This window comes from Coleofasciculus sp. B1-GNL1-01 (assembly GCF_040220235.1).
Classification (GTDB): domain Bacteria; phylum Cyanobacteriota; class Cyanobacteriia; order Cyanobacteriales; family Coleofasciculaceae; genus Coleofasciculus.
The window spans coordinates 13,927-40,730 of the sequence record NZ_JAVJTO010000048.1 but is presented as its reverse complement, the minus strand read 5'-3'; the positions used below and the strand labels follow the sequence as shown (position 1 = coordinate 40,730).

Annotated in this window: 28 protein-coding genes and 1 pseudogene; 19 read left to right on the top strand and 10 right to left on the bottom strand. The window is 45.5% G+C overall.

Translation table 11 applies throughout. The features are described from left to right. The first annotated feature begins 14 nt into the window (after positions 1-14). Positions 15-788 carry an ABC transporter permease gene (locus RID53_RS11395; protein ID WP_446388212.1) on the top strand — a complete coding sequence of 258 codons (774 nt, stop codon included), beginning with the start codon at positions 15-17 and terminating at the stop codon, positions 786-788. Positions 789-1,011: 223 nt separating this feature from the next. After that, positions 1,012-1,899, top strand: a complete 888-nt coding sequence (locus RID53_RS11390) for an ABC transporter ATP-binding protein (protein ID WP_446388247.1) — start codon at positions 1,012-1,014, stop codon at positions 1,897-1,899. A 217-nt stretch (positions 1,900-2,116) separates the two neighbouring features. On the opposite strand, the pseudogene recR reads toward RID53_RS11390, so the two are convergent. After that, positions 2,117-2,707 (bottom strand): annotated as a pseudogene (recR, locus tag RID53_RS11385) (recombination mediator RecR); the annotation flags it as partial. Between the two features lie 193 nt (positions 2,708-2,900). Between recR and RID53_RS11380 the strand changes: the two are divergent. The 5 genes from RID53_RS11380 (at position 2,901) to RID53_RS11360 (ending at position 7,447) form a co-directional block, all read left to right on the top strand. Further along, positions 2,901-4,184, top strand: a complete 1,284-nt coding sequence (locus RID53_RS11380) for a valine--pyruvate transaminase (RefSeq protein WP_446388246.1) — start codon at positions 2,901-2,903, stop codon at positions 4,182-4,184. 157 nt (positions 4,185-4,341) lie between these two features. Beyond that, positions 4,342-5,646 carry a glutamate-cysteine ligase family protein gene (locus RID53_RS11375; protein ID WP_446388211.1) on the top strand — a complete coding sequence of 435 codons (1,305 nt, stop codon included), beginning with the start codon at positions 4,342-4,344 and terminating at the stop codon, positions 5,644-5,646. A gap of 43 nt (positions 5,647-5,689) precedes the next feature. Further along, a complete protein-coding gene (locus tag RID53_RS11370; RefSeq protein WP_446388210.1) occupies positions 5,690-5,920 on the top strand; it encodes a hypothetical protein in 231 nt (76 codons plus the stop codon). Positions 5,921-6,250: 330 nt separating this feature from the next. Next, positions 6,251-7,144, top strand: a complete 894-nt coding sequence (locus tag RID53_RS11365) for a hypothetical protein (protein ID WP_446388209.1) — start codon at positions 6,251-6,253, stop codon at positions 7,142-7,144. Between the two features lie 105 nt (positions 7,145-7,249). Then, positions 7,250-7,447 (top strand): hypothetical protein, encoded by a 198-nt coding sequence (locus RID53_RS11360; RefSeq protein WP_446388208.1) that lies wholly within the window; start codon positions 7,250-7,252, stop codon positions 7,445-7,447. Positions 7,448-7,459: 12 nt separating this feature from the next. Here RID53_RS11360 and RID53_RS11355 read toward each other — a convergent pair whose 3' ends face one another. After that, positions 7,460-8,659, bottom strand: coding sequence for an ImmA/IrrE family metallo-endopeptidase (locus RID53_RS11355; RefSeq protein ID WP_446388207.1), 1,200 nt, complete (start codon positions 8,657-8,659; stop codon positions 7,460-7,462). Between the two features lie 283 nt (positions 8,660-8,942). Between RID53_RS11355 and RID53_RS11350 the strand changes: the two genes are divergently transcribed. The 4 genes from RID53_RS11350 (at position 8,943) to RID53_RS11335 (ending at position 11,339) form a co-directional block, all read left to right on the top strand. Next, entirely contained in the window at positions 8,943-9,290 is a 348-nt protein-coding gene (locus RID53_RS11350; protein ID WP_446388206.1) for a hypothetical protein, read from the top strand. Then, the gene (locus tag RID53_RS11345) at positions 9,283-9,684 is read left to right on the top strand and encodes a hypothetical protein (RefSeq protein ID WP_446388205.1); all 402 of its coding nucleotides are present in this window, start codon (positions 9,283-9,285) and stop codon (positions 9,682-9,684) included. Before RID53_RS11350 ends, RID53_RS11345 begins: the two co-directional genes overlap by 8 nt. Positions 9,685-9,969: 285 nt before the next feature. Then, entirely contained in the window at positions 9,970-10,422 is a 453-nt protein-coding gene (locus tag RID53_RS11340; protein WP_446388204.1) for a DoxX family protein, read from the top strand. After that, positions 10,419-11,339 carry an alpha/beta fold hydrolase gene (locus RID53_RS11335; protein WP_446388203.1) on the top strand — a complete coding sequence of 307 codons (921 nt, stop codon included), beginning with the start codon at positions 10,419-10,421 and terminating at the stop codon, positions 11,337-11,339. The genes RID53_RS11340 and RID53_RS11335 overlap by 4 nt, the downstream gene beginning before the upstream one ends. Positions 11,340-11,437: 98 nt before the next feature. On the opposite strand, the gene RID53_RS11330 is transcribed toward RID53_RS11335, so the two are convergent. Beyond that, entirely contained in the window at positions 11,438-12,304 is an 867-nt protein-coding gene (locus RID53_RS11330; RefSeq protein ID WP_446388202.1) for a shikimate dehydrogenase, read from the bottom strand. Positions 12,305-12,374: 70 nt separating this feature from the next. On the opposite strand from RID53_RS11330, the gene RID53_RS11325 reads away from it, so the two are divergent. Both RID53_RS11325 and RID53_RS11320 read left to right on the top strand, forming a co-directional pair. Then, positions 12,375-13,223 (top strand): hypothetical protein, encoded by an 849-nt coding sequence (locus tag RID53_RS11325; protein ID WP_446388201.1) that lies wholly within the window; start codon positions 12,375-12,377, stop codon positions 13,221-13,223. Between the two features lie 280 nt (positions 13,224-13,503). Beyond that, complete coding sequence (locus tag RID53_RS11320) at positions 13,504-14,109, top strand: hypothetical protein (protein WP_446388200.1); 606 nt, start codon at positions 13,504-13,506, stop codon at positions 14,107-14,109. A gap of 16 nt (positions 14,110-14,125) precedes the next feature. Here the strand turns inward: RID53_RS11320 and RID53_RS11315 are convergent, their stop codons facing one another. From RID53_RS11315 to RID53_RS11305, 3 genes are all read right to left on the bottom strand, one after another. Next, positions 14,126-14,251 carry a hypothetical protein gene (locus RID53_RS11315; protein ID WP_446388199.1) on the bottom strand — a complete coding sequence of 42 codons (126 nt, stop codon included), beginning with the start codon at positions 14,249-14,251 and terminating at the stop codon, positions 14,126-14,128. Next, on the bottom strand, positions 14,248-14,544 hold the full coding sequence (locus tag RID53_RS11310; protein WP_446388198.1) for a nucleotidyltransferase family protein: 297 nt from the start codon (positions 14,542-14,544) through the stop codon (positions 14,248-14,250). Before RID53_RS11310 ends, RID53_RS11315 begins: the two co-directional genes overlap by 4 nt. Before the next feature lie 127 nt (positions 14,545-14,671). Continuing rightward, the gene (locus RID53_RS11305) at positions 14,672-15,589 is read right to left on the bottom strand and encodes a metal ABC transporter substrate-binding protein (RefSeq protein ID WP_446388245.1); all 918 of its coding nucleotides are present in this window, start codon (positions 15,587-15,589) and stop codon (positions 14,672-14,674) included. Between the two features lie 339 nt (positions 15,590-15,928). Here RID53_RS11305 and RID53_RS11300 point away from each other — a divergent pair, with 339 nt between their 5' ends. Then, entirely contained in the window at positions 15,929-16,720 is a 792-nt protein-coding gene (locus RID53_RS11300) for a metal ABC transporter ATP-binding protein (RefSeq protein WP_446388197.1), read from the top strand. 156 nt (positions 16,721-16,876) lie between these two features. Beyond that, complete coding sequence (locus RID53_RS11295; RefSeq protein ID WP_446388196.1) at positions 16,877-17,764, top strand: metal ABC transporter permease; 888 nt, start codon at positions 16,877-16,879, stop codon at positions 17,762-17,764. A gap of 266 nt (positions 17,765-18,030) precedes the next feature. On the opposite strand, the gene RID53_RS11290 is transcribed toward RID53_RS11295, so the two are convergent. From RID53_RS11290 to RID53_RS11280, 3 genes are read right to left on the bottom strand one after another with little or no spacing between them, the layout of a single operon-like run. Next, positions 18,031-18,375 (bottom strand): HepT-like ribonuclease domain-containing protein, encoded by a 345-nt coding sequence (locus RID53_RS11290; protein ID WP_446388195.1) that lies wholly within the window; start codon positions 18,373-18,375, stop codon positions 18,031-18,033. Beyond that, positions 18,362-18,679 carry a nucleotidyltransferase family protein gene (locus RID53_RS11285; protein ID WP_446388194.1) on the bottom strand — a complete coding sequence of 106 codons (318 nt, stop codon included), beginning with the start codon at positions 18,677-18,679 and terminating at the stop codon, positions 18,362-18,364. Before RID53_RS11285 ends, RID53_RS11290 begins: the two co-directional genes overlap by 14 nt. A 51-nt stretch (positions 18,680-18,730) precedes the next feature. Beyond that, positions 18,731-19,411: a Uma2 family endonuclease gene (locus tag RID53_RS11280; protein ID WP_446388193.1), complete on the bottom strand. Its 681-nt coding sequence runs from the start codon at positions 19,409-19,411 to the stop codon at positions 18,731-18,733. A 219-nt stretch (positions 19,412-19,630) separates the two neighbouring features. Here RID53_RS11280 and RID53_RS11275 point away from each other — a divergent pair, with 219 nt between their 5' ends. The 4 genes from RID53_RS11275 to RID53_RS11260 all read left to right on the top strand — a co-directional run bounded on the left by RID53_RS11275 (position 19,631) and on the right by RID53_RS11260 (position 25,238). Next, positions 19,631-19,951 carry a CU044_2847 family protein gene (locus RID53_RS11275; RefSeq protein ID WP_446388192.1) on the top strand — a complete coding sequence of 107 codons (321 nt, stop codon included), beginning with the start codon at positions 19,631-19,633 and terminating at the stop codon, positions 19,949-19,951. 3 nt (positions 19,952-19,954) lie between these two features. After that, positions 19,955-23,857, top strand: a complete 3,903-nt coding sequence (locus RID53_RS11270) for a HEAT repeat domain-containing protein (protein WP_446388191.1) — start codon at positions 19,955-19,957, stop codon at positions 23,855-23,857. A gap of 701 nt (positions 23,858-24,558) precedes the next feature. After that, positions 24,559-24,876 carry a hypothetical protein gene (locus RID53_RS11265; RefSeq protein ID WP_446388190.1) on the top strand — a complete coding sequence of 106 codons (318 nt, stop codon included), beginning with the start codon at positions 24,559-24,561 and terminating at the stop codon, positions 24,874-24,876. Beyond that, on the top strand, positions 24,873-25,238 hold the full coding sequence (locus tag RID53_RS11260; RefSeq protein ID WP_446373961.1) for an aspartyl protease: 366 nt from the start codon (positions 24,873-24,875) through the stop codon (positions 25,236-25,238). The genes RID53_RS11265 and RID53_RS11260 overlap by 4 nt, the downstream gene beginning before the upstream one ends. 91 nt (positions 25,239-25,329) lie before the next feature. On the opposite strand, the gene RID53_RS11255 is transcribed toward RID53_RS11260, so the two are convergent. After that, positions 25,330-26,622: a DNA methyltransferase gene (locus tag RID53_RS11255; RefSeq protein WP_446388189.1), complete on the bottom strand. Its 1,293-nt coding sequence runs from the start codon at positions 26,620-26,622 to the stop codon at positions 25,330-25,332. Positions 26,623-26,804: the final 182 nt, after the last annotated feature.

Below are 26,804 nucleotides of genomic sequence, written 5' to 3'. Positions count from 1 at the left end.
GACAGAAAAATTAAATGAACTATTGGCATGAAACATTAGCTGTAGCCCAGCGCATTTTAATCGAACTGGGGCGAAGACGCCGCAGTCTGGTGTTTTGGGGAATTTTCCCCATTTCGGTATTATTACTCAACGGTTATATATTGGCAGAACGCGCCCAATTGTCGATGGCGCAAGCCTTTGAAAATGCCGCCCCTTCGACATTGGCAGGTGCTGCTTTATTTTTTAGCTGTCTGGGGGGTACGGTAGCCACAGTGGTAGGGGAACGAGAACAGCAAACCCTTAAACGTCTGTTCATCTCACCCTTAAGTGGCATATCCTATTTTCTAGGTATCTTTTGCGCCCATAGCGCCATTGCTGGGGGTCAAGCCGTTTTGGTTTATGCGATCGCAGCATGTTGGGGTGCTAAGTTTCAGGGGTCTCTAGTTTTAGGCATCTTGATCATTCTACAGAGTATCATGGCGTATGTGGGAGTGGGATTCATCCTCGGTACCCAGTTTGCCCGTCGCACGGAGGATGTAAACGCCTTGGTTGCAGCATTTGGCGTACCTCTGTTAATTTTAGGCGGCGCATTTTTACCCACCTCCCTATTTCCCGACACCTTGCTAGACATCGCCCAATTTAACCCGATTTACCATATCAACGAAGCGCTGCTAGGTGTGTGGGCAAATGGCGCGGGATTGGCGGATATCCGGGAACATTTTTGGTTTTTGGGCGTATTTGCCTTAATTATGGTAGTAGCCGGATGGTTATCTTATCAGCGGATGCTGAGAGTTGAGCGAAGGTTATGATATCAGATAAATCTTCGTAGGGGCGCACCGACGTCACTGGTGTCAACTTAAGGCGAAACCCCCTCATCCCCAGCCCCTCTCCCACCAGGGGAGAGGGGAGTAGGTTTGTAGTAAGGGCTTTAGCCTTTGACAATTTTGGCAACCTCCCATTTGAGATTTTTGAAATTTCAATTAGTCCGTGTCAGAAACTCATAAAATTGTCCTATTTTATGTATTACTCATTGTGCTGCATATCGAAAACCTCTGTAAATCCTACGGCAATCGCCACGTTCTACAAAATCTCACCCTGCACATCCACCCCGGAGAAATTTACGGATTACTCGGACCCAATGGCGCCGGAAAAACAACCACAATTAATACTATCTGTAACCTACTTAAAGCCGACAGTGGCAAAATCACCATTAATCACCAACCCGTCTCCGACGCCACCAAAACCCTAATCGGAATTGCCCCCCAGGAAAACTTACTCTATAAAACCTTAACCTGTGCCGAAAACCTGCATTTTTTTGCCCGCATCTATGGCTTAACCAAGCGACAACGACAACAACAAGTCCACACCTGTTTAGACGCCGTTAATCTATGCGATCGCGCCCAAAGTCCCGTTGAAACCTTAAGTGGCGGAATGCAGCGACGCTTAAATATAGCCGTCGCCCTGGTTCATCAGCCGAAACTGGTCATTTTAGACGAACCCACAACGGGTTTAGATATTGAAGCCCGATATGAAGTTTGGGACTTGATTCGCCGTCTTCAACGTCAAGGATTAACAATTTTATTAACCACTCACTTACTCGATGAAGCCGAACGCCTATGTCAGCGGATTGGCATTCTCAAAGGCGGAAAAATCCTCGTCGAAGGGAGTTTAGACCGCCTGCGCCAACGGATTCCCGCCCAAGAAATTGTGATTATCCAAACACAAGAAGAGGAACGTGCGATCGCGCGGGCGACAGAACTCGGTTTCACCCATCGGCGCTACGGGAATGATTTAGCCTTTTGGTTACCCGAAGCGTTAGATTTAAAAGAAATAATTGAGCGATTTGAAGGCATTTCCCTAGATTCAATCACTCGCCAACCTGTACGATTAGAGCATATTTATATCGAAGTGACTCGATGAAGGATCTTGGCAGGCAAAAGGCGGAAGGCAGCGGGGAAGCTGGGGGAGTGATGTAGAGACGTGCCATGGCGCGTCTGGGAGCTGGGGAAGAGGATTACCAATCAACCATGAACAATCAACAAATGACAAATGACAAATGACAAATGACAAATGACAAATGACAAATGACAAATGACAAATGACAAATGACAAATGACAAATGACAAATGACAAATAACTAATCCAACTCTCGCCGCCCTTCCAACGCCCGTGCTAATGTCACCTCATCCGCATATTCCAAATCCCCACCCATGGGTAAACCAAAAGCAATCCGAGTCACCTTTGTAAACGGTTTCAACAGTTGACCAACATACAGCGTTGTCGTCTCCCCTTCCACACTCGGACTAATCGCTAAAATTACCTCTTGAATCTTCTGCTGGCTAACGCGGCGCACCAGTTGTTCAACATGTAATTGTTCGGGTCCAATTCCATCCATGGGAGAAATCACACCACCGAGAACATGATAATTTCCCCGATATTCCCGTGTTTTCTCCAACGCAATCACATCACGGGAATCCGCTACCACACAAAGCGTTGTTTTATCCCGATTCGGATTACGACAGATATCACAAACCGATTCAGCCGACAGGTGAAAGCAAACCTGACACAAGCCAACCTGCTTTTTCGCCTCAATTAAAGCCTGCGCCAGGGCTTTGACTTCATCCTCTGAGCGTTTAATAATATGTAATGCCAATCGTTGAGCGGTCTTAGGACCCACTCCAGGTAAGCGTTGTAGTTGCTCGATCAGTCGAGCGAGGGGACGTGTGTAAGCCGTGGTTGTTCTCCCAGTCTATGCGTTCACCTTACCTATAGTACGCTCCCCAGTTGAGAAAAGGACGGAGAATTGGGGGAGTCGGGTGGGGAAATTTGCGGTTAAATGAGTACAGTCCCCGTGAATCAGTAAATTTGACTCAATTTGGGGTAAAGCAAGTTAACTGCTGTAACAAGAGCGATCGCGCATGATAGAACCGTCTCTCACTCAATTCGGTACTCAGATGTCCAACCTGACGGGCGTCCGGGCTATTATGAAGGATATTATTGAAACGTTACGATTAGGTCAGGGACAGGAGTTCATTAATCTTAGTGCGGGAAATCCGGTGATTTTGCCAGAGGTGGAACAACTGTGGCGAGACTGTACCGCCCAACTCTTGGCAAGTCCCGACTACGGAGAAGTGGTTTGCCGTTATGGGTCATCTCAAGGATACCAGCCCTTGATTGACGCGATCGCAAAAGATTTCAATCAGCGTTATGGCTTGAGTCTAACTGAACGGAATATCTTAATTACTCCCGGTTCTCAATCCATTTACTTCTACGGCGCAAATGCCTTTGGCGGCTATACCCAAGCGGGTGAGTTAAAACAAATCGTTCTCCCCCTGAGTCCCGATTATACCGGGTACGGTGGCGTCAGCTTAACCCCAGAAGCCCTAATCGCCTATAAACCCAGCCTAGAGATTGACGAAGCGGCGCATCGTTATAAATATCGTCCCGACTTCAGTCAATTGAAAATTAATCAAGATACCGGATGTGTCATATTTTCTCGTCCTTGTAATCCCACAGGGAACGTTCTCACCGATAATGAGGTGCGAAAAATTGCCCAACTCGCCGCACCTTATCATATCCCAGTGTTCATTGACTCGGCTTATGCGCCGCCATTTCCGGCATTAAACTTTACCCAAATGACACCAATTTTTGGTGATAATATTATCCATTGTCTGAGTTTATCCAAAGCCGGACTCCCCGGAGAACGAATTGGCGTCGCTATTGGTGATCCGGATAGGATTGATATTTTGCAATCCTTCCAGACGAATCTGTGCATCCATTCCTCCCGCTACGGACAAGCCATTGCTGCACAGGCGATTAGTTCTGGCGCATTGGCTGAGATTTCTGTTAATGTGATTCGTCCCTATTATCAGCACAAGTTTACCGTATTAGAAACAGCGCTGAATCAATTTATGCCCCAAGATTTACCGTGGTTTTTACATCGGGGTGAAGGCGCTATTTTTGCCTGGTTGTGGTTCAAAGATTTACCGATAACCGATTGGGACTTGTATCAACAGTTAAAGCAGGTGGGAGTAATCGCCGTCCCTGGAAACACCTTCTTCCCCGGATTACGGGATACCTGGGAACACCAGCATCAGTGTATTCGGATTAGTTTAACCGCAAGCGATCGCGAATTAGAAACCGCCATGCAACGATTAGTTAAAGTAACACAACAGGTGTATCAGCAAGCCGTGGTGGAGGTTTGATGGTGAGTAGGGGCGGGTTTAGGATATATCGTTTCGCCATTGATAATAACCTATCTGCAAAACCCGCCCTGACTGCTTAGTCTCGTTCCAGGTATGAAAAGGAAATGCTATTGAGGAGGTTCCGCCTCCTTGAAATAACCCAGAAACCGTTAACACTATGAAACTAGGTAAACGTCGCATCGGTTTAGAACAAGAATTTTTCCTCGTAGAAGAAACAGGAAAATTTTCCAATCGTGCCGATGAATTTTTGAAAAATTGTCGCCAAGAAGCCGAATCCATTGGTTTAAATCCCGATTACTTTATGCCGGAATGGGTAAAGGGAATGATCGAAATTAATACCCCTCCCGCCCATACTCCCACCGAATTAGCCTCAGCCTATCTAAAAAACTTACAACTCGGATTACAGGTGGGGAAAAAGATGCATTTGCGGCTTTATCCCCTATCCAGCTATCCCTTACATTTAATTCCCGTTATTCGGGATAAATTAAGCTATCATGTCCAAGTTCGCACCGTTGGCTATGACCGATTTTTAAATGCGGGTAAATGTACAGGAACCCATATCCATTTAGAAGTACCACCAGGAGTCATTGATTCCCGCGTTGGTGTCTCTTACAACAGCAGCGCCGCCGAACGCGAAGAACTGATTAATATTTACAATTTAGCCACAGCCTTAGATTCTGCCCTCATCGCCTTGGGACGCGCCTGTCCCTTTTATGAAGGAGAAGCCACGGGACTTGCCTATCACATTGTCCGCTATCGGGGGAGTGACAGATTTGGCTGGGAAGGCGTGTATACTCACTTACAATCGGTTGGCGGTTTAATGCCCTATGCCGATTCTGTGGAACAGTTAGTAGAGTTGCAATTTGAACGCTATTATGCATGGCTAACCGCGATGGATAATGCTGGAGTTGAGCGGGATTTATTTACTGAAGGCGGCGGAAATTTACTAAAAGCGGGTTGGAATCCAGTGCGACTCAATGCATTAGGAACGGTGGAATTACGCGGAATTGATAGTAATTATCCAGACGTAATTTTCACAATTATGAGATTAGTTTACAATGCAGCTCAGCGAGTCAGACAGGAAGGAATAACAGTTAGACCTGCTCAAGGCGCTCAGACCTTTGAGTTACGTGATGATTGGCTAATTGTACCCGATTTTGACTATCTCAATGGTGAATTATTATTTGCGGCTGTGACGGAGGGAGTGAAGAGTTCTAAGGTTACGGCTTATCTGGATTCTATTTTAGAGTTTGCGATTCAAGATGGTAGTGAGGGAATTAATTACTTTGAAAAATTGAAGTCAGATTGGGGTGACTATCAAACAACAGAAGCGGAAATTATGCAAGAGTTTGTTCCCGCAGGCGCTAAACTAGAAAAGGAAGCAGGGTTGCGGTTGGTACGTGAAGCGTGCGATGAGTTGGAAGCCCAGGTTTCATCCTTTTCACAAAAGTATTCTGTTTAGGTCACCTCGGGTTCAGGTTTAATTATAATCGAGGTAAAAATTAATGAATACTGAACAAGTTCGCCAAACGTTTGAAAATGCAGCCATAGTATATAACAATCTAATTCCTAAACTAATTCCTCAGTCTTTATCACTCCCTTTTGCCACGGCGATTGAAATCGCTGCTACACAAACTTGCGTCCGCCTGCGCGGACTAGGTTATAATACCAAATCCGCCGTTGTCATCCCCTTTATCCCTTGGCTGCTATTCCCCACCCATAAAGGGGGTAGTTAACCCGGATTTGGTATTAGTCCATTTTAATGGACTTGAGCTATAAGCCAAGAACTTGAGTTCTTGGCTTGTTTTAGGGCTGTAGGGGCTATTGCATTCATTGGTGTCAACTTAAGCTTTAAAAAGACAGCGATACCTTGATCTAACCCCACCCTAACCCTCCCCTTACCAAGGGGAGGGAACTCGAATAGATTGCCTGTACAATTCTCTCTAAAAGAAATAACGGATCAGTTTCGCGACGTAAACTACTGATCTAAAACTGGGTGTGACACTCCTGATCCCCAAAAGTAATGATGAGAGTAGTAGATGTAGCCAAGTGTCTTGAGAATTGTCATGAAAACTGCCCCATTAGAACGTTCAAAAGGACGCTTAAGTTCAGCCTCAAACCCGATCAAGCGGTTAACCCAAGGAGACTTCACGCAGCGGTTTGGTCGTTTCCTTATCTGTCGGAGAATATATAGTCTTCTCCAAGCTAGGCGACAGCGCCTAAATCCCGATTTCTACAAAAAACGTCTGAAGATTGCTTCCGATTCAATGTTTGACGGTGTTTCCCTAGATAGATGTGTCCAACAACTCCGTCATGAAGGAGTAGGATTTGGTCTGCATTTATCGCCGTCAATGGTCAAAGAAATCTATCAATATGCCATTCAAACACCTTGTATTGAACCTGAGTCTGACGACGAGTTTTTCATCGAAGAGGTAATTAGAAATAGTCGAAAGCGAGGTGAGCATCCCGTGCTGCGTGCCTTGGTGCGTGATGTCATGAATTGCGAAGCCATTCAAAAAATTACCCAAGATCCTCTGCTGTTGCAAATCGTTAAGAACTATCTGGGGTATTGGCCCAACCAAATTACCCAGCATCTGACTTGGAGTTTAGTGTCAGATCTCAGAGAGTCAGAAATTAGACAGAGTTATCCACCCACAAATTTTCACTATGATATCGCTGGGTACAACTTTATGACCGCCTATTTTTATATCACCGATGTGAATGCTGATTCGGGCGCTCATGTTATGATCAAAGGCTCTCATCGGAAAAAGCCACTTTACATGACCTTGGCTGCGGGTCGTCAGTCGGACAAGGCGGTACTTAATTATTACGGACAAGACAATCAACTGATCATTGAAGGAGAAAGTGGATTTGGTTTTGTGCAAGACCCTTCCTGCATTCACCGCGTAATTTCTCCGGTTAAAGCAGATAGACTACTGCTGCAAATCCGGTATTCTTAGACCTCAAGTTAGGGTAGTAAGCTGTCACGCATTTAAATTGGGAATGGGTAGCGAGCAAGATGCTCGCATTACAAGGGTTTTGCAGTTTCTGACATTAAGGTTTAAATGAATAACAGCTTAGCAATAGAATCTCATTCCTCTAAAGCATCTGGCTCAGTCAAAGCAGCTTGCCACCAACTTAGTAAAGGATGGTTTTTAGGCGGTAAATATCGTCCCTTGACCCGAATTGCCCTGAGTGCATCCCGTAGTATTGAAGCATCAAGAGATACTTTCTCAGACCAATGCTTGATTATCTCTGGATAAGTTAACCTTCCGTCATTCCTGCCCTTGGCGTAAATCCAAATCAGTCGCTTCCTCCACCATTCCACTGGAATACTCTCGCAATACTTCGGCAAGGCGACGGGCTTCGAGGCGATCAACATGAAGAAAATCGGCGAAGCGCCCTTCAGTAATCAGCCCCTGATCAAATGCTTCAATCGCAAGATGTTGGTAGTGGACTGGCATCGTATCAGTACGTTGGGGAATTTCTTCCAAGCCAAGTTCCTCCTGTACTTTTCTGACTTTCAATCCGCGATCGCTTAATCGATCCCACGTTCCAGATGGCAGCAGTTCCATCTCCTCTAACCGATAAATCAGCGCTTGCACAGATACGCCGTAGTAATGAGCCAACGTAAATAAATTGGTGGGAGTGAACTTACCATTGGCGCGATACATATCATTAAATCGTTTAAGTAAACCACTCGTTGGCATCAGGAAATATTTGGGGAAGGCTTCGGCAAGTCGTTCACTTTCTGGCATTCTCTTATACTGTCCCTCAAAATCAAGTACAGGCTTGCGTCGATGAGCAAGAAAGTGTAGATATCCATGGGCTAATGACCAACGTCGCCGTTCTTCGGGATGATGAGCATTAATTGCCATGCAGCCACCCCGTTGCTCGTCGTAACTATAGAGTTCTGAGTATTTTTGTGGCATTTTTAAGTAAAAGATGCGGAGTCCTACACTCTGCTCTAAGATGTCTCGAAGCAGAGGAATGGGACCATCTCCAAGACCGAGGCGTTGACGTTCTTCAACGGCAATACTCTCCGCCGCCCGTTCTATGGGCATACCACTCACCTGATATTCACGAGGATAGTTTCGCGGGAGTGGTGCATCCATAATCTCTTCAAGCTCCAGATAATTCTGGCACAACTCCTCTAGGAGTCGAATGATGGGTTCAATCTGCAACTCTTCAACAGCATTGCGTCGGTAAGCTGCTCGGAATTGAACCTCCAACGGTTGCGCCACTGGAGGTTGGCGCACAAAGTCGCTGACGGCTCGTCCGTAAGCACGGGCAAGCTTGATCAGTTCTGTTGGCTTAAGACGGCGCTCTCCTTTCTCAATCGCAACCATCGTTGTACGCGCTGCATCGATGACTTTAGCTGCATCCGCTTGGGTCATGCCACACTGATTACGCGCTTGTTGAAGGAGTTCCCCCAATCTCTGGGTATCAATTTTGTCAAGGATGTTGTTCGTCATGGCAAGAGTCCCTCAACGGTGTGGAGTGACAGATTTGACCCTTCGGCTCCGCTCAGGGTCAACACCGAGCGGAGCCGAGGTGTTGATGAAGTTAGATCATTAATCTAACAATGTCAATCATTAAGTTGCATTTTTGACTTCTAATGTCAGGTTAGGGCGGTGGCAATTAACGGCGGAGCAACCCAGGAGCGCGATCGCTCTTTCAACGCATTCACAATATAATGATTTGCAGCAAGATCCTTACTTGAGTCGGAGAAACTAGCAGAGATATGAGTGAGCAATAATGGCAGAAGACCAGTCTATCTCTGATCCATTTTGGGAAAATCTCCTCGCAGGATATACTGAAGCCGAAGCCGCAGAGATTCAACAGTATTTGAATGAGTGGGATGCTTCTACCTATATCAGTGTAGCTCAGAGTATCTTAGACCACGCGGCTAGAAAAGATATTGAACCGTTAAAATATCTCCGAAAAGCCCATAATTTTAATAAAAAAGGAGCCATTAGGATTCCGCAAACAGGATATCGTTGGGATGCTTCAGCCGTATATCGCAAAGGAAATGAATTTCTGATTGTTAGATCTGACAAATTTGGTACTGAAAAAATTGTCACCTATGGAGTTAACGATGAGTGAAGCAGTCTTAAATGAAAGAGAAGCAACTAAAACTCATATTGTGCGTTTGCTAGATGAGATGAAATTAGCCGAACAGAATACTCAAAGAGAACGAAAAGAAATTGTGTCTAATTTTTGTCCATCTAATGACGAGTTTTCCCTGTTAGAGGAAATTGAACTCTTAACGGTCAGTCTCCGAGGTTATGCCAATCAAATTCAGACGCAAGGGTGGATTCTAAATGAAACCCAGGCAATTGATCAATTGCGAGAAATGCGAGTTTTTAGGATAACTGTTATCGTCCATTTTTACTTTGACAGTAATGGCAAGTATGAGCAAATGAAGGGTTATATTAGAATGTTAGATTACTTGCGTTTACTGATGCTGGAATATTTGCAGTATGATCAGGTCAATTAAAAGTCCGGCAAAGATTATCAATATTGACTCCTATTCTAGGCATCTATATTCAGGACGGATTGATTCAATTGAGGGCTTTTAGAACCCGATACTGATTAAGCTGTTCGGCATTTAAACCTTAATATCAATAACGGCGAAAGCCTTGTAATGCGAGCATCTTGCTCGCTACTAATACCCAATTTAAATGCATGACAGCTTATCGAGCAGTTTAAGAGCTAACTATGGATAGACGCACGATCGCGATCGCACTCTCTATCCTGTGATTGTGAGTTTCCTCTATTCCTTATGTTTCAATCACCTGACAACAGTTATCGCCGCAAAGAAATCCTGCGGGGTGTTCTTGCAGTATGTATCATCATCGTCGGTATCACCCATTTCCTGAAACCCGAACAATATGCCCGCATCGTTCCGCCACCCTTTCCGCCATTGACATCCGTCTATGTGAGCGGATTCTTCGAGATTCTCGGCGGTATTGGCTTAATGATTCCATTTGTCAGCGTCGCCGCCGCTTGGGGACTGATTGCTCTGTTTATTGCGGTGTTTCCTGCCAATATCTACATGACACTGAATAATATCAAGATTGAAGGAATTCCCCACAGTCAATTGTTTTATTGGATTCGGCTACCCTTTCAAGCCGTGTTAATTGCTTGGGCTTATTGGTATACTCGCCAACCGGAAAAACAAGCTGGCGCATCAGCCGTGGCTGAAAAAGTTAAGCCTTTGATTAATCGCCAATGATAGAAACCCTTCCCCGTGACAACCGCCATCCCCCTTGGCTTGACCGCCGCCAATTTCCCTTCACGTCTCGCTTTGTTGAGATTGAAGGTCATCGGGTTCACTATGTTGATGAAGGTAGTGGTGCTACCCTTTTATTTTTGCATGGCAATCCTACCTGGTCTTTTCTCTATCGCCATATTATTGCCGAGTTAAAAGCTGACTTTCGCTGTGTTGCTGTTGATTATCCAGGGTTTGGACTTTCCGAAGCGGCGGCGGGATATGGGTTCACTCCTCAAGAACATGCATGGGTGATCGAGGAGTTTATTAATCAACTTGACTTGCAAGAGATTATTTTGTTCGTCCACGACTGGGGGGGACCCATTGGTTTGGGTGTGGCGGGAAAACAACCGCAGCGTTTCCGGGGGTTTGCGATCGCGAATACGTTTGCTTGGGCTGTTGATGATAACCTACTGTTAGCCGGATTTTCCCGATTCTTTGGAGGTGCGCTGGGTGGTGTCTTGATTCGCCGTTTCAATGCTTTTGTGAATTGGATCATTCCTGTGGGAATCCAGCGCCAGTGTTGCGATCGCGTCCTCATGCACCATTATCGCGCTCCCTTTCCGACGCCAAGTTCGAGGGAACCGACTCATATTTTTGCTAGAGAGATTCTCAAAAGTGATTTATTTCTGCAACAGGTTAGCCAAAGTCTCTCTCGTTTGGCGGATAAGCCAGCATTGATTTTGTGGGGCGATCGCGATCCGGCGTTTCGGGCGAGTCAGCGTTTGCGTTTTCAGCAGGTTTTTCAGAAGTCTAAAACGGTTATTCTTTCAGGTGCGGGTCATTTTGTGCAGGAGGATGCGGTGAATCAAATTGTTGAGGCGTTGCGTTTTTTATTTAAGCACCATTGTAGAGACGCGCCATGGCGCGTCTCTACATAAATGATGTGTCCTAACAGCCATGGCGGTTGCTTGGTATTATTTTCGGTGTTTGTCGTAAACGATGCGAACATTTGAGGCGCTAAAGCGCAACTACAAGCCTACAAGCCTAATTTTTGTTGTAAGGATTCTCGCATGATATCAACGGGTGGTGTTTGTTTTAACCAAATTTCTAAGGCGGCTGCACCTTGTTGGACTAACATTTCTAAGCCGTCAATGGGATTCGCGCCTTGTTGTTTGGCTTGTTGGAGAAATTTGGTGGGATTGGGGGTGTAAATTAAATCATAGGCGATCGCACCTTTGGGTAATCCTTGCATTGTCTGTTCATCGACAGGGGATTGATCGACATGAGGATGCATCCCTACAGGTGTGGTATTCACCAGTAAATCAGCTTGTTGTAGTAATTGGGGGAGTTCTTCCCAGGGATAAGCCTGGAGAATCTTAGATAAGGGAGTATTTGCCCAACTTTGCTGAAACTGACTTAGTTTATAGGGATTGCGACCAACAACCCAAATCTCTGGACACCCTAACTGCATACAACCCACGACAACGGCGCGGGCTGCACCACCATAGCCTAATACTACCGCCTTAGTTTGATGCCAATCTCGCGGATATTGGTTCAGGGGGGCGATAAATCCTAAAACATCAGTATTTGTCCCACTCCAGCCTTTATCGGTACGCCAAACGGTGTTCACTGCACCCACCAGTTGGGCGATATCGGATACCTCGGCTAACAGGGGGATAATCGCTTGTTTATGGGGAATCGTGATATTAAAGCCTTGCAATCCTATCGCCGCAAACCCCGCCACGGCGACAGCTAAATCCTCCGGTTTGACGGGGAGAGGGAGATAGACATAATCCACACCCAACTGTGCGATCGCGCGATTGTGCATAATTGGTGATAGAGAATGCTCCACCGGATGACCAATTACACCTAAGAGTTTAGTTGTCCCTGTGATCTGTTGCATTGTGCTATTTTAGCAAGGCGTGGGATGAGCTGAATCCCGAATGAATCACCTAATTCAATAATGTTCTGATATGCTGCGAAAATTTATTATCCTTTTCATGTCTTTGGCATTGTGTTTAACCACCCTAGCCTGTGGTTCGCCTTCTGTCGCCCAAAGCCCAAATCAGACGGTCAATGTTACCTCAAATGACCAGCAGTTCAGTGATGGGAAATATCCGGTTCAGCAAGCCACTTATGATGATGTCAGTGGTGAATATAGCCTGATGTTGCTAAATACACCACCCGGTACACCCCCTGTGTTGCGTAGTCCCGATTTGCGCTTAGCCCGTCTCACCGATGAGGAATTAGCATCAGGTGAAAAGACATACGTGCAAATCGAAAATGGTCAAGCCGATATGCACTTAAGTGAAGACTTTCGGATTGAATATGTGCATAACGTTACCGAAACCCAAACGAATCCGCAAACGGGTCAACCGGAAACGGTAATTGTACGTCGAGAATCCAGTTTTTGGACACCATTTGCAGGTGCCTTGGCGGGTCAAGCCTTGGGGAGTTTATTATTTCGACCCAGCTATTATGTACCCCCGGTTTATCATGGTGGAATTATGACTGGATATGGTGGATATGGAAGCACCTACTCGCAAGCGGTAGACCGATATCAAGCCCGTCATAATCAACCCCCACCTGCGGTAAAAAATCGTCAAACGTTCCGCAGTACAGGTCAATTAAGACGTTCCTCTAATTCATCACCAACGGCTAGCAAAAATCGCCAAAAAGGTAATCGGGCGACAGGTTCAGGTTTCGGTTCTAGTAATTTGCGCCGTTCTAATAAATCGAGTTCGACACGGATGAATCGTTCCAGTCGTTTTGGTAGCAGTTTTGGCAGCCGTCGGCGTTCGATGGGAAGAAGACGGCGTTAGAATTTGTCATTTGTCATGTATAGGGGCGGGTTTAGGGACAATTGTAGGGGCGGGTTTAGGGAATCAATCGTAGGGGCGGGTTTAGGGAATCAATTCAAATATCCACCAATAACGAAACAACAAAACCCGCCCTTCCCACCAATAACGGAACAACAAAACCCGCCCTCCTCACCAATAACGGAACAACAAAACCCGCCCTTCCCACCAATAACGAAACAACAAAACCCGCCCTCCCCACCAATAGCTGAACCACAAAACCTGTCCTTATCACTATTCAGCTATGCCCTACAGTCAATTTACTACTATTGGTAAAGTCAAAGAAGCGTTTAATTTAACCACAGCCGAAGGGATTCACTTTTTGCCAGATATTGAACCCATTCAACCGTCCCCAACCCTGACATCCTTTTTAGAAGAAAGTTTACCTTTAGCAGCATCGGCTAGTGAAAAAGCGCGTTCGGAAGGCATTATTTATCCAGTTTTGCTGGAAGTTCGGCGTATCCTGCAACGACAGGTCAGCTTATTTTCCGGGGAGGATTTTACCGTTGATGAATCACTTGGACTTAATGGACGATGTGATTTTCTCTTGAGTCGTTCTGAGGAACTTCTAGAAATTGAAGCGCCAGTCGTGATTATTATCGAGGCAAAAAAAGCAGATTTGAGAACAGGATTTGGGCAATGTATTGCTGAAATGGTTGCCGCACAAAGATTTAATCAGGCAAAGCAAACACCTATTTACACAATTTATGGTGCGGTTAGTAGTGGGACTCAATGGCGATTCCTTAAGCTAGAAGGACAAACCGTAACCATTGATTTAATTGATTATCCTCTGCCACCTGTGGAGCAAATTTTAGGGTTTTTGGTGTGGATGATACAGGAAGCTGGGTGAGCGATGTTCCAGGGAGTCAACTAAAAATTTTCTCCTCATTTTGGGTAAAATCTTCAAAGCTTATCCCTGCCAGGAATCGTTCTACCGCTGCAATGGCATCTAAAATATCTTCAATAAAATCCTCTAATTCTCGTTTTGTCATACATAAACCACTTCCGACAAAATTCGCTCTTTTAGTCTGGGTTTTAATCCATTTTTCGTTACTACATCAACTTTTATGCCCAGATTATCGCTGAGATAGTATTCAAAATCAATTAATTCAATTAAGTCAGGTGCTTCTGTATAATCAATTAACACATCAATATCACTTTCTTCATTTTGTTCTCCTCTCACATAAGAACCAAAAATCCCCAATTCGCTCAACCAATTATATTTTTGCAAAAGGATTGGTTTGTATTCACGAAAAATATCTTTAACTTCTGTGAAAGTTTTCATGCTATTTATCCTTTAATTTTGTGGGGTTTAATGCATCATTTTCATTAACAATCTATTCCACTATTCTAGCTGTGCTACGCCATGGTATCACTATCAAATTAGCTGATCCACTAATCCATTTTGTCCATCATCCATCATCCAGAAATGCTTGATAATCGCCTCCCAAGGCTTCGACAATAGTACGGGTATTGGTAATCAACATTTTCACATAAGTATCCGCTTCACTTCCAGGTGCGCCGAGGGAATCGGAATAGAGTTCGGATGGGGCTAGTTTAACTCCCGCTTCTTCCGCAACGGTTTCAATTAGGGCGGGGTTAATTGTAGTTTCAGCAAAAATAGCCGGAACTCCGGCTTCTTTCACCGCATCGGATAGGGTTTTCACGGTTTGGGCGCTGGGTTGTTCTTCGGTGCTAATTCCGATTAGTGTGCCAATTACTTCTAATCCATAAGCCTGAGCATAATATTGAAAGGCGTCATGGGTGGTAACCAGTTTACGCTGATTCACGGGGATGGTTTGAATCTGCTGGGTAATCCAGGTATCTACTTGTTCTAATTCAGCCGTGAGTTGGGCGGCGTTGGCGGTAAATTCGTCTTTGTCTTCTGGTGATAATTCAATTAAGCGATCGCGTATGGCATTGACCATTTTAATCCCATGGTCTGCATCTCCCCAAACATGAGGATCAGGTTCGGTTTCTCCTTGATATTCAAAGTCTAAGGAGGTAACAACTTCCCCAACCGCAAAGGTTTTAGCATTTACCCCGGCTGATTGCATCAGTTTAATCAGTGCGGGTTCTAAGTTATACCCGTTGTAGAGAATCAAATCGGCTTGTTCTAAGGCTATGGTATCAGCAGGTACGGGTTCGTAAACGTGCGGATCAGCACCAGGTTCCAGGATTCCGGTTAATTCAATCTCGTCTCCCCCCACTTGTTCAGTCCAGTCGGCAATAATGGTACTGGTAGCGACAACGTTAGGTTTATCCTCTGCATCGGTTCCTGAAAGAGTCGGATTTGTCGCCTCACAGCCACTCAGCCAAAGTCCCAGCATCACCCCAGCCAGCGCAAATATTCCATTGTTGTAGGTTGGGTTGAGGAACGAAACCCAACTCCGATGAGGAAGCCTGTCGGATTTCGCGATCGCTCTACCCAACCGATGTGAACTACCCTTTCCCCCAAGCAGGGCGGGTTTAGTCAAGGTATTGGTGTGTTGGTTCTGGTTAGCCGTCAAACCCGCCCCTACACCTGTACACCCCTGCAACTGAGTTCTACCCTGCGAGTGAGTCATTCCATTCATTGAGTTTATATAGTGGTTTTCATATTGTTTTCATTTTTGAGGATACAATATTTTCATATTCGTTTCATTTTCTGGAGTCTACCCGGTTTAATCATGTCAACGCTTATCTTTACGCAAAACGATCGCACTCCCCAAAACCCAACCCTTACCAGCCAGGAACCCATACGGATTGGGCATCTGAGTGTGCAGTACCGTTTCGTGGAGGCGCTAAAAGATATCACCTGTCAGATTCAACCGGGGCGACTGACGGGAATTATTGGTCCCAATGGTGCGGGAAAAAGTACGCTGATGAAAGCGATACTGGGGTTAGTGCAGACTAGCTGTGGTACAGCCATGTATCAGGGGAAACCGATGATGGATCAGTTAGACAGGATCGCCTATGTACCCCAGCGATCGCAGATTGATTGGACATACCCTGCAACCGTGTGGGATGTGGTATTAATGGGGCGGATACGCAAGACGGGATGGTTTCGGCGTTTCTCCACCGTATCCCGGCGAATTGCAGCCCAGTCATTAGCGCGGGTGGGGATGAGTGAATTTCGCGATCGCCCAATTGGGCAATTATCCGGGGGACAACAGCAGCGCGTCTTTCTCGCCAAAGCATTAGCTGAAGAAGCGGATATTTTCTGTTTTGATGAACCCATGGCGGGAATTGATAAAAAAACCGAAGCCGTTATTTTTGAGATTCTCCACGAATTAGCCGATTCCGGGAAAACCGTGTTAGTGGTTCACCATGATTTAGGAGAAGCCATTACCAATTTTGATGATTTAATTTTATTGAATCGGGAATTAATCGCCTCAGGTTCCCGCCAACAAGTCATGCAGGCAAATAACCTACAACGGGCGTATGGAGGTCAGGTTGTATTTTTCTCAGACGCCGCTTAAACTTTTGACCCTTCGCTTCGCGCAAATGTCCGGGTTTGTAGGGGCGGGTTTAGGGACTAATATTGATTGTTTGTGTTAACGTTTCTACAAAACCCGCCCTGGCTAACGTTTGATGAATTTAACAAATAACGAATGACGAATAACGAATGACAAATAATGCTTGACCTTTTAATTGAACCCTTGCAATACAGTTTTATGCAGCGATCGCTCATGACAGCCGTCTTGGTGGGAATCGTCTGCGCCTCGGTAGGAAGCTACCTGATGGTACAACGCCTCGCCTTACTCGGTGATGCGATCAGTCATTCCGTATTACCCGGATTAGCGATCGCTTATATTGTGGGTGTGGATATCTTTCTAGGGGCGTTCTTGGCGGGTATTGTCAGTACCCTTGTCATTACCTGGATTAGGACGCGATCGCAGATTAAAGAAGATGCGGCGATGGGGATTGTCTTTTCCGCATTCTTTGCCCTTGGGATTACCTTAATTACAGTTATTCAAAAAGACAATAAGATTGACCTAAATCACTTTTTATTTGGCAATATCCTCAGTGTTACAAACGAGGAAGTGATCAATACAGCTATAATTACCGCCATTGTTCTCGCCATTGTTTTATTGCTGTATAAAGAATTAATGTATTATACCTTTGACCCCGTAGGTGCAAAAGCAGCCGGATTACCGACAAATTTACTCAACTTTGGCTTAATGATTTTAATTGCTTTAACCATCGTCGCCAGTCTCAAAGCAGTTGGCGTGATTTTAGTCTTAGCCATGCTAATTACCCCAGGGGCGACGGCTTATTTATTGGTGACAAGGTTGCACCAGATGATGCTGTTAGGGTCAGGAATTGGCGTTGTTGCCAGTATTAGTGGGATGTATTTGAGCTATTTTTTCAATTTACCATCGGGTCCGGCGATTGTATTAGTTACCTTTGGATTTTTCATGCTGGCGTTTTTATTTAGTCCCAGTCAGGGCGTTTTAACTCATCCCAGAGTTCAATCTAATCAGTCACAGATTTGGCGAGAAATAAAGGGACTATTGAGATGAAATGAGTCATGCTTTAGTTATAGCAAATTGGAAGTCACCTTTGTAGGTTGGGTTGAGGAACGAAACCCAACGAGAGCAAACTAACTTGGACATTTTGTGCAAGCTTGACATGCTCCCTACCAAATCCGGGGAACGCTATCCCCGTGATAACCCAGTATCAGCCCTCAACTAAAGTTGGGGCTAAAAGCTTAAACCCGTTAAAACGGGTTCAAAGACTTACCAAGTAAGCTGCATTCTTACTTGAGCTTTGATATTTTGGTTATTATTTAGGTCTCCAATGAGATAATACTGTCTAACTGCTCAATTAACGGTTCCAGCTTAGTAGTCGCCGTATTCCAGAGAATATCCAAGTCAATATCAAAATAAGCATGGACGAGACGATTCCGCATTCCAATGATATCTACCCAAGGAATTTGTGGATACTTATTCCGACAATCCGATGAAACATTTGCCGCTGCCTCACCAATAATTTCGATCGCTCTCACGAGGGCAAAAACTAACATACGGTTATTGTCCAAACTCTGGCGATTACATCCAGCGATAAAACCCAGTGCTTCAACGGCGGCATCCCTCATGTGCTTTAGCCGAGTAGGATCATCAATCTTTGACATACTGCATTAACGCCGTCTCTAACACATCCTGACGAAAATAGGGACTTAATTCTGCCGGAGTGCGGAGGTCAATCTGCCTACCATTAAACATTTGCGAGAGTTCCCTTTCCATCTGGGCAAGGTCAAAGTATGTTACTTTAGCTTCAGGTAAAAACTCTACCAAAATGTCAATATCACTTTCGGGCGAAAAATCTTCCCGTAGTACAGAACCAAACAACCATAGTTTGCGGATTTGATGCTGCTGGCAAAACCTATTAATCTTTTCATTTGGGAGTGCAATAGGTAACTTTTCTAATTTTTGCATAAATCCAAGTGTATTTATAAGCGATTCACACTCATGTATGGAACGGATGTTCTAGAGATTAGCAATCTGCTGGGCAAACCAAACAGCCGCCGCGCCGTTGGTTTCCTGTTCAAGACGGGCAAAAGTTTGTTCAACTAACGCGATCGCTAACCCATCCAATGCCCTAGAGACGTGACTTTGTTGATATCGACCATCAGCTTGCAGATAAAATGCTATCACTCTGGCGGCTGATACATCAATCACCCAATATTCGGGAATTTCTAGGCGGGCATAAATTTGCTTTTTTTCATCCAAATCCGTTGCTAAAGTTGTATCTCCCACTTCACAGACTAAATCAGGAACTCGCCACTGTCTTAAATTAATCCGTCGCGGTTCTCCCACTTGCCAACGAGGAGACTCTGCGCCAATATACACCACCTGATCGGGAGACGCCGCCCGTTGTTTTGGTTTTTCGAGAATACATCCTCCCAAACAATCGAATGTTTGTTCTGGCTGACGACTAAACCAGAAGGCAATTAACATTGTCAGGAGTTCGCGAAATCTGGCGTGATTAATACCTTCCCAGCCCATGTCAACAAAGAGGTAGCCCTGATTAAAAAAGATTCTAAAATGGTCAACCTGGGACTGTTCAGCATCCGCGCAGCACGCCACGTAATCGTCCCAGGTTGCTGATTGCCATTGAGGAATTTGATCGGGCGATGTTCGTACCCGAATCTGAGTCAGAGTTGCCATATCACCCAAGTGATGACTATTTTAAGTCTACTGTTGCAATTCTAGAATGCGATCGCGTGACACGAAAGGGGGAGAATTCAAAGCCTCTCTCCTGCAAGGAGAGAGGTTTGGAGAGAGGTTTTCTAGATCCCCTGAAAAGTCAGCTTGAGCTTAAAATAGGCATAACAAGTTTGTAGTCAGGGAACCTTAGCCCTTACATTTCCCATTGAGGAGAATCAAATGACCTTTGCCGAATCCCGCAGTGACACCGTTCCCGTTGAACTTCCCAATGGGGCGATCGCGAAATTTGAGGTGACAACCACGGGGCGAGAAGATGTCAGCTTTGACGCCAAGCAGTTTCAGCCTGTCGCTGATGCGATCGAGGGGGTAGTACAGATGGTCGCCGCCCCCCTGAAAAAAGCCAGACCGAAGAAGGCGACGGTAAAATTTGGTATGGAAATGGCGATCGAGGCGGGACAATTGACGGCGGTGATTGTCAAAGGATCGGGGAAAGCGAATCTGGAAATCACGTTGGAATGGGAAGCCCAGCCGAAAACGTAAACCATGAGTCGGGTCGAGAATCTGTTGCAACAATGCACGGTGAAGCTTTCCCTTCCGGGTCGCATGGGTTGGGGAACAGGCTTTTTTGTGGCTCCAGAATGGATTCTCACCTGCGCTCATGTGGTGAAAAAGGCAGAAGGGGAACCGGTTCAGGTACGCTGGCAAACCCAGGAGAATTGGTCCCAGGCGGTAGTAGAGGAATTGCGCCCTGATCCTTATGATTTAGCGCTGTTGCGGGTGACGCTTCCGACTGATGATTATCCGCCTTGTGTGTATTTGGATGGGGCGATTCAATCCCGCGATCCCCTCCATCTATTTGGTTATCCGGATCAAGAGTTTGACAATGGCTGTCCGGTAACGTTTAACTGTGAAGGTTTAACCGGGGATGAGCCAGGATTAATTAAGTTTAAATTGGGACAGGTGCGTCCAGGGATGAGTGGCGCACCGTTGCTGAATCAGCGAACGGGTAAGGTTTGTGGGATTGTCAAGTTTACCCGCGATCGCTCGTTTGATTTGGGGGGTGGTGCTGTACCAACGACGGCGATTTTGCAGCAGTTCCCCCAACTGCGAGAGTTGCAGCAGCAGTTTCATCAACGCGATCGGCGCTGGCGGGATTTGGTTGGAAAGCAGGCTGACATTGATTTTCAGCCCTATTTAACGGCAATTACTACCAAGTATGAGAAGTGGTGGCAGCTTTACACCTTAACCGATGCCGAAAGCAAACAACGGCAGTCTGAAGATGTGACCCCGATTTTTGACTTCGGGTTGATGGTGCAGATGGTGGAAAAGGAGGAGCCAGAACAGCGACAGGAAGAGAAAGAGCGAGAACAGCGACAGAAAGAGAAGGTTGAGCGATTTTCTGTGCTGGAAGGGCTGCGTAAGTATGCCCAAGAGCAGGTTTTGTTAGTCGGGCGTCCCGGATCGGGAAAGTCTACGGCGTTAGCACGGTTACTGTTGGAAGAGGCGACAACTGTCCTAAACTCCAGCCCCTCTGCCAACCCCCCTCATTCCCCAGGGCTGATTCATTGTCCCGAAGCCCGTCAGGGACTTAAGTCCCTGCCTAATAGCCCAAGTCGTCTAAAGACGACTCAACCACCAATTATTAGTCCTCTTCAGAGGACTTTAGCTATGAGCCAGGGGTTTGAACCCCTGGCGGATGAGCTTTTGTTGCACGGGAGAGGGGAGCTTAGGAGGATTCCAGTATTGGTGGAACTGCGTTACTGGCAAGGTTCAATCACCCAATTAATTCTCAATGCCTTTACTCGAAATGAACTCCCCTTAAGGGAGGCACAACTGGAAACCCTGTTGTCTCGCTCCCTCATCCTCTTTGATGGGGTGAATGAGTTACCCTCAGAAGAAGCACGATCGCAGCTTTCTGATTTTCGGCGCAATCATCCCAAAGTGCCGATGATCTTCACCACACGGGATTTGAGCCTGGGGGGAGATCTGGGGATTGAGAAAAAGCTGGAAATGCAGCCACTCACGGAAGCGCAAATGCAGGCGTTTATCCGTGCATACTTGCCAGAACAAGCGGAGGAAATGCTGCGCCAACTGGGTGATCGCTTACGAGAGTTTGGACAAACCCCGTTACTGCTGTGGATGCTGTGTAGCTTGTTTCAGCAGACAAACGAAATTCCAGAGAATTTGGGGTTGGTGTTCCGGTTATTTACTCAGGGGTATGAGCGCAACCTAAAACAGGATGTCGTGATTGAGAGCGATCGCGACTGGTGGAAATCGGTGCTGCAACAGTTGGCGTGGGTAATGATGCAGGGGGAGACACCGACGGAACTACGGGTAGGGATTCCACGGGAAGAAGCAGTACAGGCGATCGCGCAATTTCTCCATGGCAAAGTGGCGTATGGCGAGGATTTTGCCCGCAAATGTCTGCGGGATTTGCAGAAGTATCATCTAATTCAGGCGGGAACAGGTAATGAAGAGTTAGAGTTTCGCCATCAACTGATTCAGGAATATTACGCAGCAGAGGCATTGTTGGCACGGTTGCCAATGTTGAGTGATAAGGTGCTGAAGCGGGAGTATCTCAACTATCTGAAGTGGACAGAGCCAATCGCGTTGATGTTGGCGCTGGTGGAGGATAGGCGAGCGGTGCAGGTGGTGCAATTGGCACTAGAAGTGGATTGGCGGTTAGGAGCGCGGTTAGCAGGGGAGGTAAAGCCAGAGTTTCAGGAACAGACAGTTGGGTATGTGGAGGCGTTGGATGTACCCGCTTGGTTAAAGATTCAGTATTTGGAGGAGACGCGATCGGATAGTGCCATTCCCGGTTTGCTTAAACTGGTGGAAGATTCGGATTATCGTGTGCGTTGTAGTGCCGCCAATGCGTTAGGTTATATCGGTTCCGAGAGGGCGATTCCTGCCTTGCTCAAACTGGTGGAAGATTCTCATACTTATGTGCGGAGGAGAGCCGCCGATGCGTTAGGTTATATCGGTTCCGAGAGGGCAATTTCTGCCTTGCTTAAACTGGTGGAAGATTCGGATTATGGTGTACGTTGCAATGCCGCCAATGCGTTAGGTTATATCGGTTCCAAGAGGGCGATTACTGTCTTACTCAAACTGGTGAAAGATTCGGATTGCTCTGTGCGTAGTAGTGCCACCGATGCCTTAGGAAAAATTGGTTCTGAGAGAGCGATTACTGTTTTACTCAAACTGGTAAAACATTCTGACTCTTCTGTACGTTATAGAGCCGCTGAAGCCTTGAGTAATATCAGTTCACAGACAGCTATTTCTGCCTTTCTTGAACTAGCAAAAGACTCTGACTATTATGTGCGTTGGATGGCTACAATTTCCTTGGGTAAAATTGGTTCCGAGAGGGCAATTTCTGCATTGCTAAAACTGGTAAAAGATTCGGATTGTAATGTGCGTAAGAGTGCCGCCTATGCGTTAGTTAAAATCGATTCAGAGAGGGTAATTCCCACCTTACTCAAACTAGTAAAACATCCTGACTCTTTTGTGCGTAGTAGTGCCACAAATTCCTTAGTTAAAATCGGTTCTGAGAGGGCGACTACTGTCTTACTCAAACTGGTAGAAGATTCGGATTGCTCTGTGCGTAGTAGTGCGGCTGAATCCTTAGGTAATATCAGTTCACAGACAGCAATTACTGTCTTACTCAAACTGGTGGAAGATTCTAACTATTCTGTGCGTTGGAGCGCCGCTAAAGCCTTAGGTAATATCAGTTCACAGACAGCGATTACTGCCTTGCTCAAACTGGTAGAAGATTCTAACTATTCTGTGCGTAGGAGAGCCGCCGATGCCTTAGGTAAAATCGGTTCAAAGAGGGCAATTTGTGCATTGCTAAAACTGGTGGAAGATTCGGATTCTGATGTGCGTAGAAGTGCAGCTAAAGCCTTAGGTAAAATTGGTTCAGAGAAGGTAATTTTTGCGTTATTTAAACTGATAAAAGATTCGGATTCTGGTGTGCGTAGTAGTGCCGCCGATGCCTTAGGTAAAATTGGTTCAGAGAGGACAATTTCTGCATTGCTAAAACTGGTAGAATATTCGGATTATCATGTGCGTAGTAGTGCCGCCTATGCGTTAGGTAAAATTGGTTCAGAAACAGCGATTCCTAGTTTGCTAAAACGGCTGGAAGATTCGGATTCTTCTGTGCGTAGGAGTGCCGCAGAAGCCTTAGGTAAAATCGGTTCACAGGCGGCGATTCCTGCCTTGCTAAAACTGGTGGAAGATTCTGAGTATTGGGTGCATAGGAGTGCCACCGATGCCTTAGGTGAAATCGCCAAGAAAAACACAGAAGCCATCACTCAATACCTCCCCCATCTCCTCACCTTAATCCCAACTGATTCTGGTAAAAATGCCCTCAGCGTCATCCTCGCTATCCAAGAAAACTGCAAGTTCTATAACTACGAAATTTGGCAGGAAGCCCTATCTAGGGGGTGACAAGATGATGGGGATACGTTAGGACATTCCCCTGTTACCTTTTCACCCATAGTAGAGACGCGCCATGGCGCGTCTGGAACATAAATGATGTGTCCTAACCGCTATGGCGGTTGCTATAAAAATGTACGGACTCCAAAACCCAAGCCCCTACTCACCCTCACCGCATCTCCCCCTCTCCCCATCACCGTAATTATGGGTATTCAACCGGACATGATATTACGCCAAGGCTCTAAATGTAGGGTGTGTTAGCGAAGCGTAACGCACCTTAATCCATGTATAGGGTGTAGGTGCGTAAGTCCTGACCCAAAAACACAGCATTTGGAGTTCGGAACTCGGAACGTGCAGTGCGATCGCGCCGTTTGTAGTAAGGGAACTTTAGCCCTTCTTTACCTTGACCCGAATCATGGTGCGTTACGGCGACATTTCTATTAGAAGGATAACAAATATGAGTGATTACGCCTAACGCACCCTACGGTTCTTCCTTTAATAGTGCGATGCCTTTACCACTATTTAGAGCGAATTGATCCGGTAGGGGCACTCTGATTATCGTACCCTGATCTAGCGCTGGTGAGTCTGACTCGTGGGAGCGTTCGTTTGATGCGATCGCTTTGACGAACCTTATTGCAAATCTTCAAATCTTACTATACTAAACTAAGAAAGAGGATTACACTAATTTTCATCTTAGACAGGTAGAACCCAATATGAGTCAGTTATCGTCTAATCGCGTTGTCCGTAAAGGACGAGTATTTCCCGAACGTCGTCTCTCGCCAGAAGAGAAAGCCAAACGCCGCGCAGAAAATGAAAGCTTTTATCGGAATTGTCGTGTGGTTTTTGACCGAGTTAAACCTGAACTTATCAAACATCACTATGATTGGTTTATTGTCATAGAGCCAGAAAGCGGAGATTATTTTATTGACCCAGATGAAACCGTTGCTCGAAAAAAAGCTCGTGAAAACCATCCTAATTCTAAACGTCTCATCATGCGTATTAATCAGACAGGAACTTGCGGCAGGATATGATTTCAGGCGAATTTAACAGTAAGGGGGAGTTGATTTTTGAAATTGAATTAATTGCCGTTGATAGTGATAGTATTCCAATTCAAGCAATTCTGGATACAGGATTTACAGGTTGGCTGGCAATTAATAACCAAGATGCAGAGAGTTTAGGCTGGCTACTTAAAACTGAACAAAAGGATATGCAAACAGCATGGGGAGAAGCACAGTTTAATCTTTACGAAGGGACTGTGCTTTTGGATGGAGAGGCGTTCACCATTGAAGCTTTGGGTGGAGATGAACTGGAAGATATTCTTTTAGGTGTGTATTGGCTCCAACTTAAACGACTTGTAGTAGATTTTCCAGAAAGATTATTAACCCTTGGCTAAGAATAATCACATTTTTGTGAGTGCGATCGCGCCGTTTGTAGTAAGGGCATTTAGCCCTTCTTTACCTTGACCCGAATCATGCTGTCCTGATCTAGGTAGGCTTTGACCGATTATTAAGTCCTGAGAAATCCAGTTCAGTTTGAATAGCTAAAGCTTTCTGATTACGCTTCCCTGGTGTTTTTCCACACATCTGTGCTTTTTCTCTAACCGATTCCGAAGTCCAGAGTCCCTTCTCCCTCCTTACCTTCAATGTTTTGTTGGTAAACAGACAATTATAATCCTCTCGAATTTGTTGTAAATAATCACGTTCCTGATCAAGTTTCTGGAAACGGCTTAAAATATCATCGACGGAACCAATCTCAATACCCAGCCAACGGCGATGTTTCATCTCTGCGACGACATAAGTTGTCCCTGCACCACCAAACGGATCAAAAACAATATCTCCTTGATCAGATGCCATTTCAATAATCCGATCTATCAGTTTAATAGAAAGTTCATTCGCTCCTTCTCGCTGCTTATAACGCTTGTGTCTAACAGGTGGGATATCATACCAGACATCGGTTAGATTGACACCTCTAGGATTCATTTTATGTTTATAACCTCCGTAATCGCGCAACTCCCGGTAACAGTTTGAGCATATCTCTAGGGGAAGCCTATCCGGATGAAAGGTTTTTGGCTTTTCCCCCTTACAATAGTAAAGGAGTGAATAATGGGAAGGATATAATCGTCCAGCAATAGGAAATCTGTATTTAATATCAACAGATATCCAGTGCCTAAATGTCAGGCGGTTATTCAGAAATCCAGATAGATGACTATTCCACTTAGGCAGATTCCAGAGGAATAAACTCCCAGCAGGCTTTAAGATGCGAATACATTCATTGAGCCAAAGTTCACACCACTCTAAATAATCCGATTTGTTTAAATTATCATCTATTCCTGAAGGATAGTGTTTACTGAGATTAAAAGGAGGATCAGCAAAAACTAAATCAACAGTTTCTGCTTCCATGTCGCGCATCAAGTCTAGGCAATCTCCCTGATATAACTGTCCATAATCCGTTTCGAGCATTAATTTTGGCGTCGTTGTCTCAGCAGGCAAGGATGGACTATCAGATTTAATAAGTTCATAAATTTCTTCAGCCTTATTCTGTATGGCGGCAATGGTTTTCCGATCCAGACAACCCATTAACAACTTAAGTTTTAGGAGAGGAATATTTGTCACCGAACAAATTTTCTCTAAGTCTGTCTCTGAAGGCAGAATTCTATTTTTATCGTAGTATCTCAGTCGTTTAACAGAAATGCCTGTTTTAGACGCTAATTGCTTAATCGCAGCTAAATCATCGAATTTGATCCCGATGGCTTGAAAAAATGGATAAGCGACAGACATGAGCAATTTTTCTCCGTTATGTCAATCAGACTGAGATTGAATGGCACGCTCAATAAGCATTAGGGCATCGCCAAAACCATTGATATACCGTAGAGTGGGTTGAGCGAAGTCGAAACCCACCAACATACCAGTCAGTACCATTCGACTGAGGTTAGGTTTTTGTAGCCTATAGGCAACTGCAT

Bases quoted from the DNA above. Each gene is read 5' to 3' on its own strand.
- RID53_RS11375 (WP_446388211.1), top strand. From the start codon at position 4,342: ATGAAACTAGGTAAACGTCGCATCGGTTTAGAACAAGAATTTTTCCTC.
- RID53_RS11350 (WP_446388206.1), top strand. From the start codon at position 8,943: ATGGCAGAAGACCAGTCTATCTCTGATCCATTTTGGGAAAATCTCCTC.
- RID53_RS11305 (WP_446388245.1), bottom strand. From the start codon at position 15,589: ATGCTGGGACTTTGGCTGAGTGGCTGTGAGGCGACAAATCCGACTCTT.
- RID53_RS11335 (WP_446388203.1), top strand. From the start codon at position 10,419: ATGATAGAAACCCTTCCCCGTGACAACCGCCATCCCCCTTGGCTTGAC.
- RID53_RS11310 (WP_446388198.1), bottom strand. From the start codon at position 14,544: ATGAAAACTTTCACAGAAGTTAAAGATATTTTTCGTGAATACAAACCA.
- RID53_RS11280 (WP_446388193.1), bottom strand. From the start codon at position 19,411: ATGGCAACTCTGACTCAGATTCGGGTACGAACATCGCCCGATCAAATT.
- RID53_RS11355 (WP_446388207.1), bottom strand. From the start codon at position 8,659: ATGACGAACAACATCCTTGACAAAATTGATACCCAGAGATTGGGGGAA.
- RID53_RS11265 (WP_446388190.1), top strand. From the start codon at position 24,559: ATGAGTCAGTTATCGTCTAATCGCGTTGTCCGTAAAGGACGAGTATTT.
- RID53_RS11300 (WP_446388197.1), top strand. From the start codon at position 15,929: ATGTCAACGCTTATCTTTACGCAAAACGATCGCACTCCCCAAAACCCA.
- RID53_RS11365 (WP_446388209.1), top strand. From the start codon at position 6,251: ATGAAAACTGCCCCATTAGAACGTTCAAAAGGACGCTTAAGTTCAGCC.
- RID53_RS11255 (WP_446388189.1), bottom strand. From the start codon at position 26,622: ATGTCTGTCGCTTATCCATTTTTTCAAGCCATCGGGATCAAATTCGAT.
- RID53_RS11345 (WP_446388205.1), top strand. From the start codon at position 9,283: ATGAGTGAAGCAGTCTTAAATGAAAGAGAAGCAACTAAAACTCATATT.
- RID53_RS11260 (WP_446373961.1), top strand. From the start codon at position 24,873: ATGATTTCAGGCGAATTTAACAGTAAGGGGGAGTTGATTTTTGAAATT.
- RID53_RS11395 (WP_446388212.1), top strand. From the start codon at position 15: ATGAACTATTGGCATGAAACATTAGCTGTAGCCCAGCGCATTTTAATC.
- RID53_RS11315 (WP_446388199.1), bottom strand. From the start codon at position 14,251: ATGACAAAACGAGAATTAGAGGATTTTATTGAAGATATTTTAGATGCC.
- RID53_RS11325 (WP_446388201.1), top strand. From the start codon at position 12,375: ATGCTGCGAAAATTTATTATCCTTTTCATGTCTTTGGCATTGTGTTTA.
- RID53_RS11290 (WP_446388195.1), bottom strand. From the start codon at position 18,375: ATGTCAAAGATTGATGATCCTACTCGGCTAAAGCACATGAGGGATGCC.
- RID53_RS11340 (WP_446388204.1), top strand. From the start codon at position 9,970: ATGTTTCAATCACCTGACAACAGTTATCGCCGCAAAGAAATCCTGCGG.
- RID53_RS11330 (WP_446388202.1), bottom strand. From the start codon at position 12,304: ATGCAACAGATCACAGGGACAACTAAACTCTTAGGTGTAATTGGTCAT.
- RID53_RS11320 (WP_446388200.1), top strand. From the start codon at position 13,504: ATGCCCTACAGTCAATTTACTACTATTGGTAAAGTCAAAGAAGCGTTT.
- RID53_RS11285 (WP_446388194.1), bottom strand. From the start codon at position 18,679: ATGCAAAAATTAGAAAAGTTACCTATTGCACTCCCAAATGAAAAGATT.
- RID53_RS11295 (WP_446388196.1), top strand. From the start codon at position 16,877: ATGCTTGACCTTTTAATTGAACCCTTGCAATACAGTTTTATGCAGCGA.
- RID53_RS11275 (WP_446388192.1), top strand. From the start codon at position 19,631: ATGACCTTTGCCGAATCCCGCAGTGACACCGTTCCCGTTGAACTTCCC.
- RID53_RS11270 (WP_446388191.1), top strand. From the start codon at position 19,955: ATGAGTCGGGTCGAGAATCTGTTGCAACAATGCACGGTGAAGCTTTCC.
- RID53_RS11360 (WP_446388208.1), top strand. From the start codon at position 7,250: ATGAATAACAGCTTAGCAATAGAATCTCATTCCTCTAAAGCATCTGGC.
- RID53_RS11370 (WP_446388210.1), top strand. From the start codon at position 5,690: ATGAATACTGAACAAGTTCGCCAAACGTTTGAAAATGCAGCCATAGTA.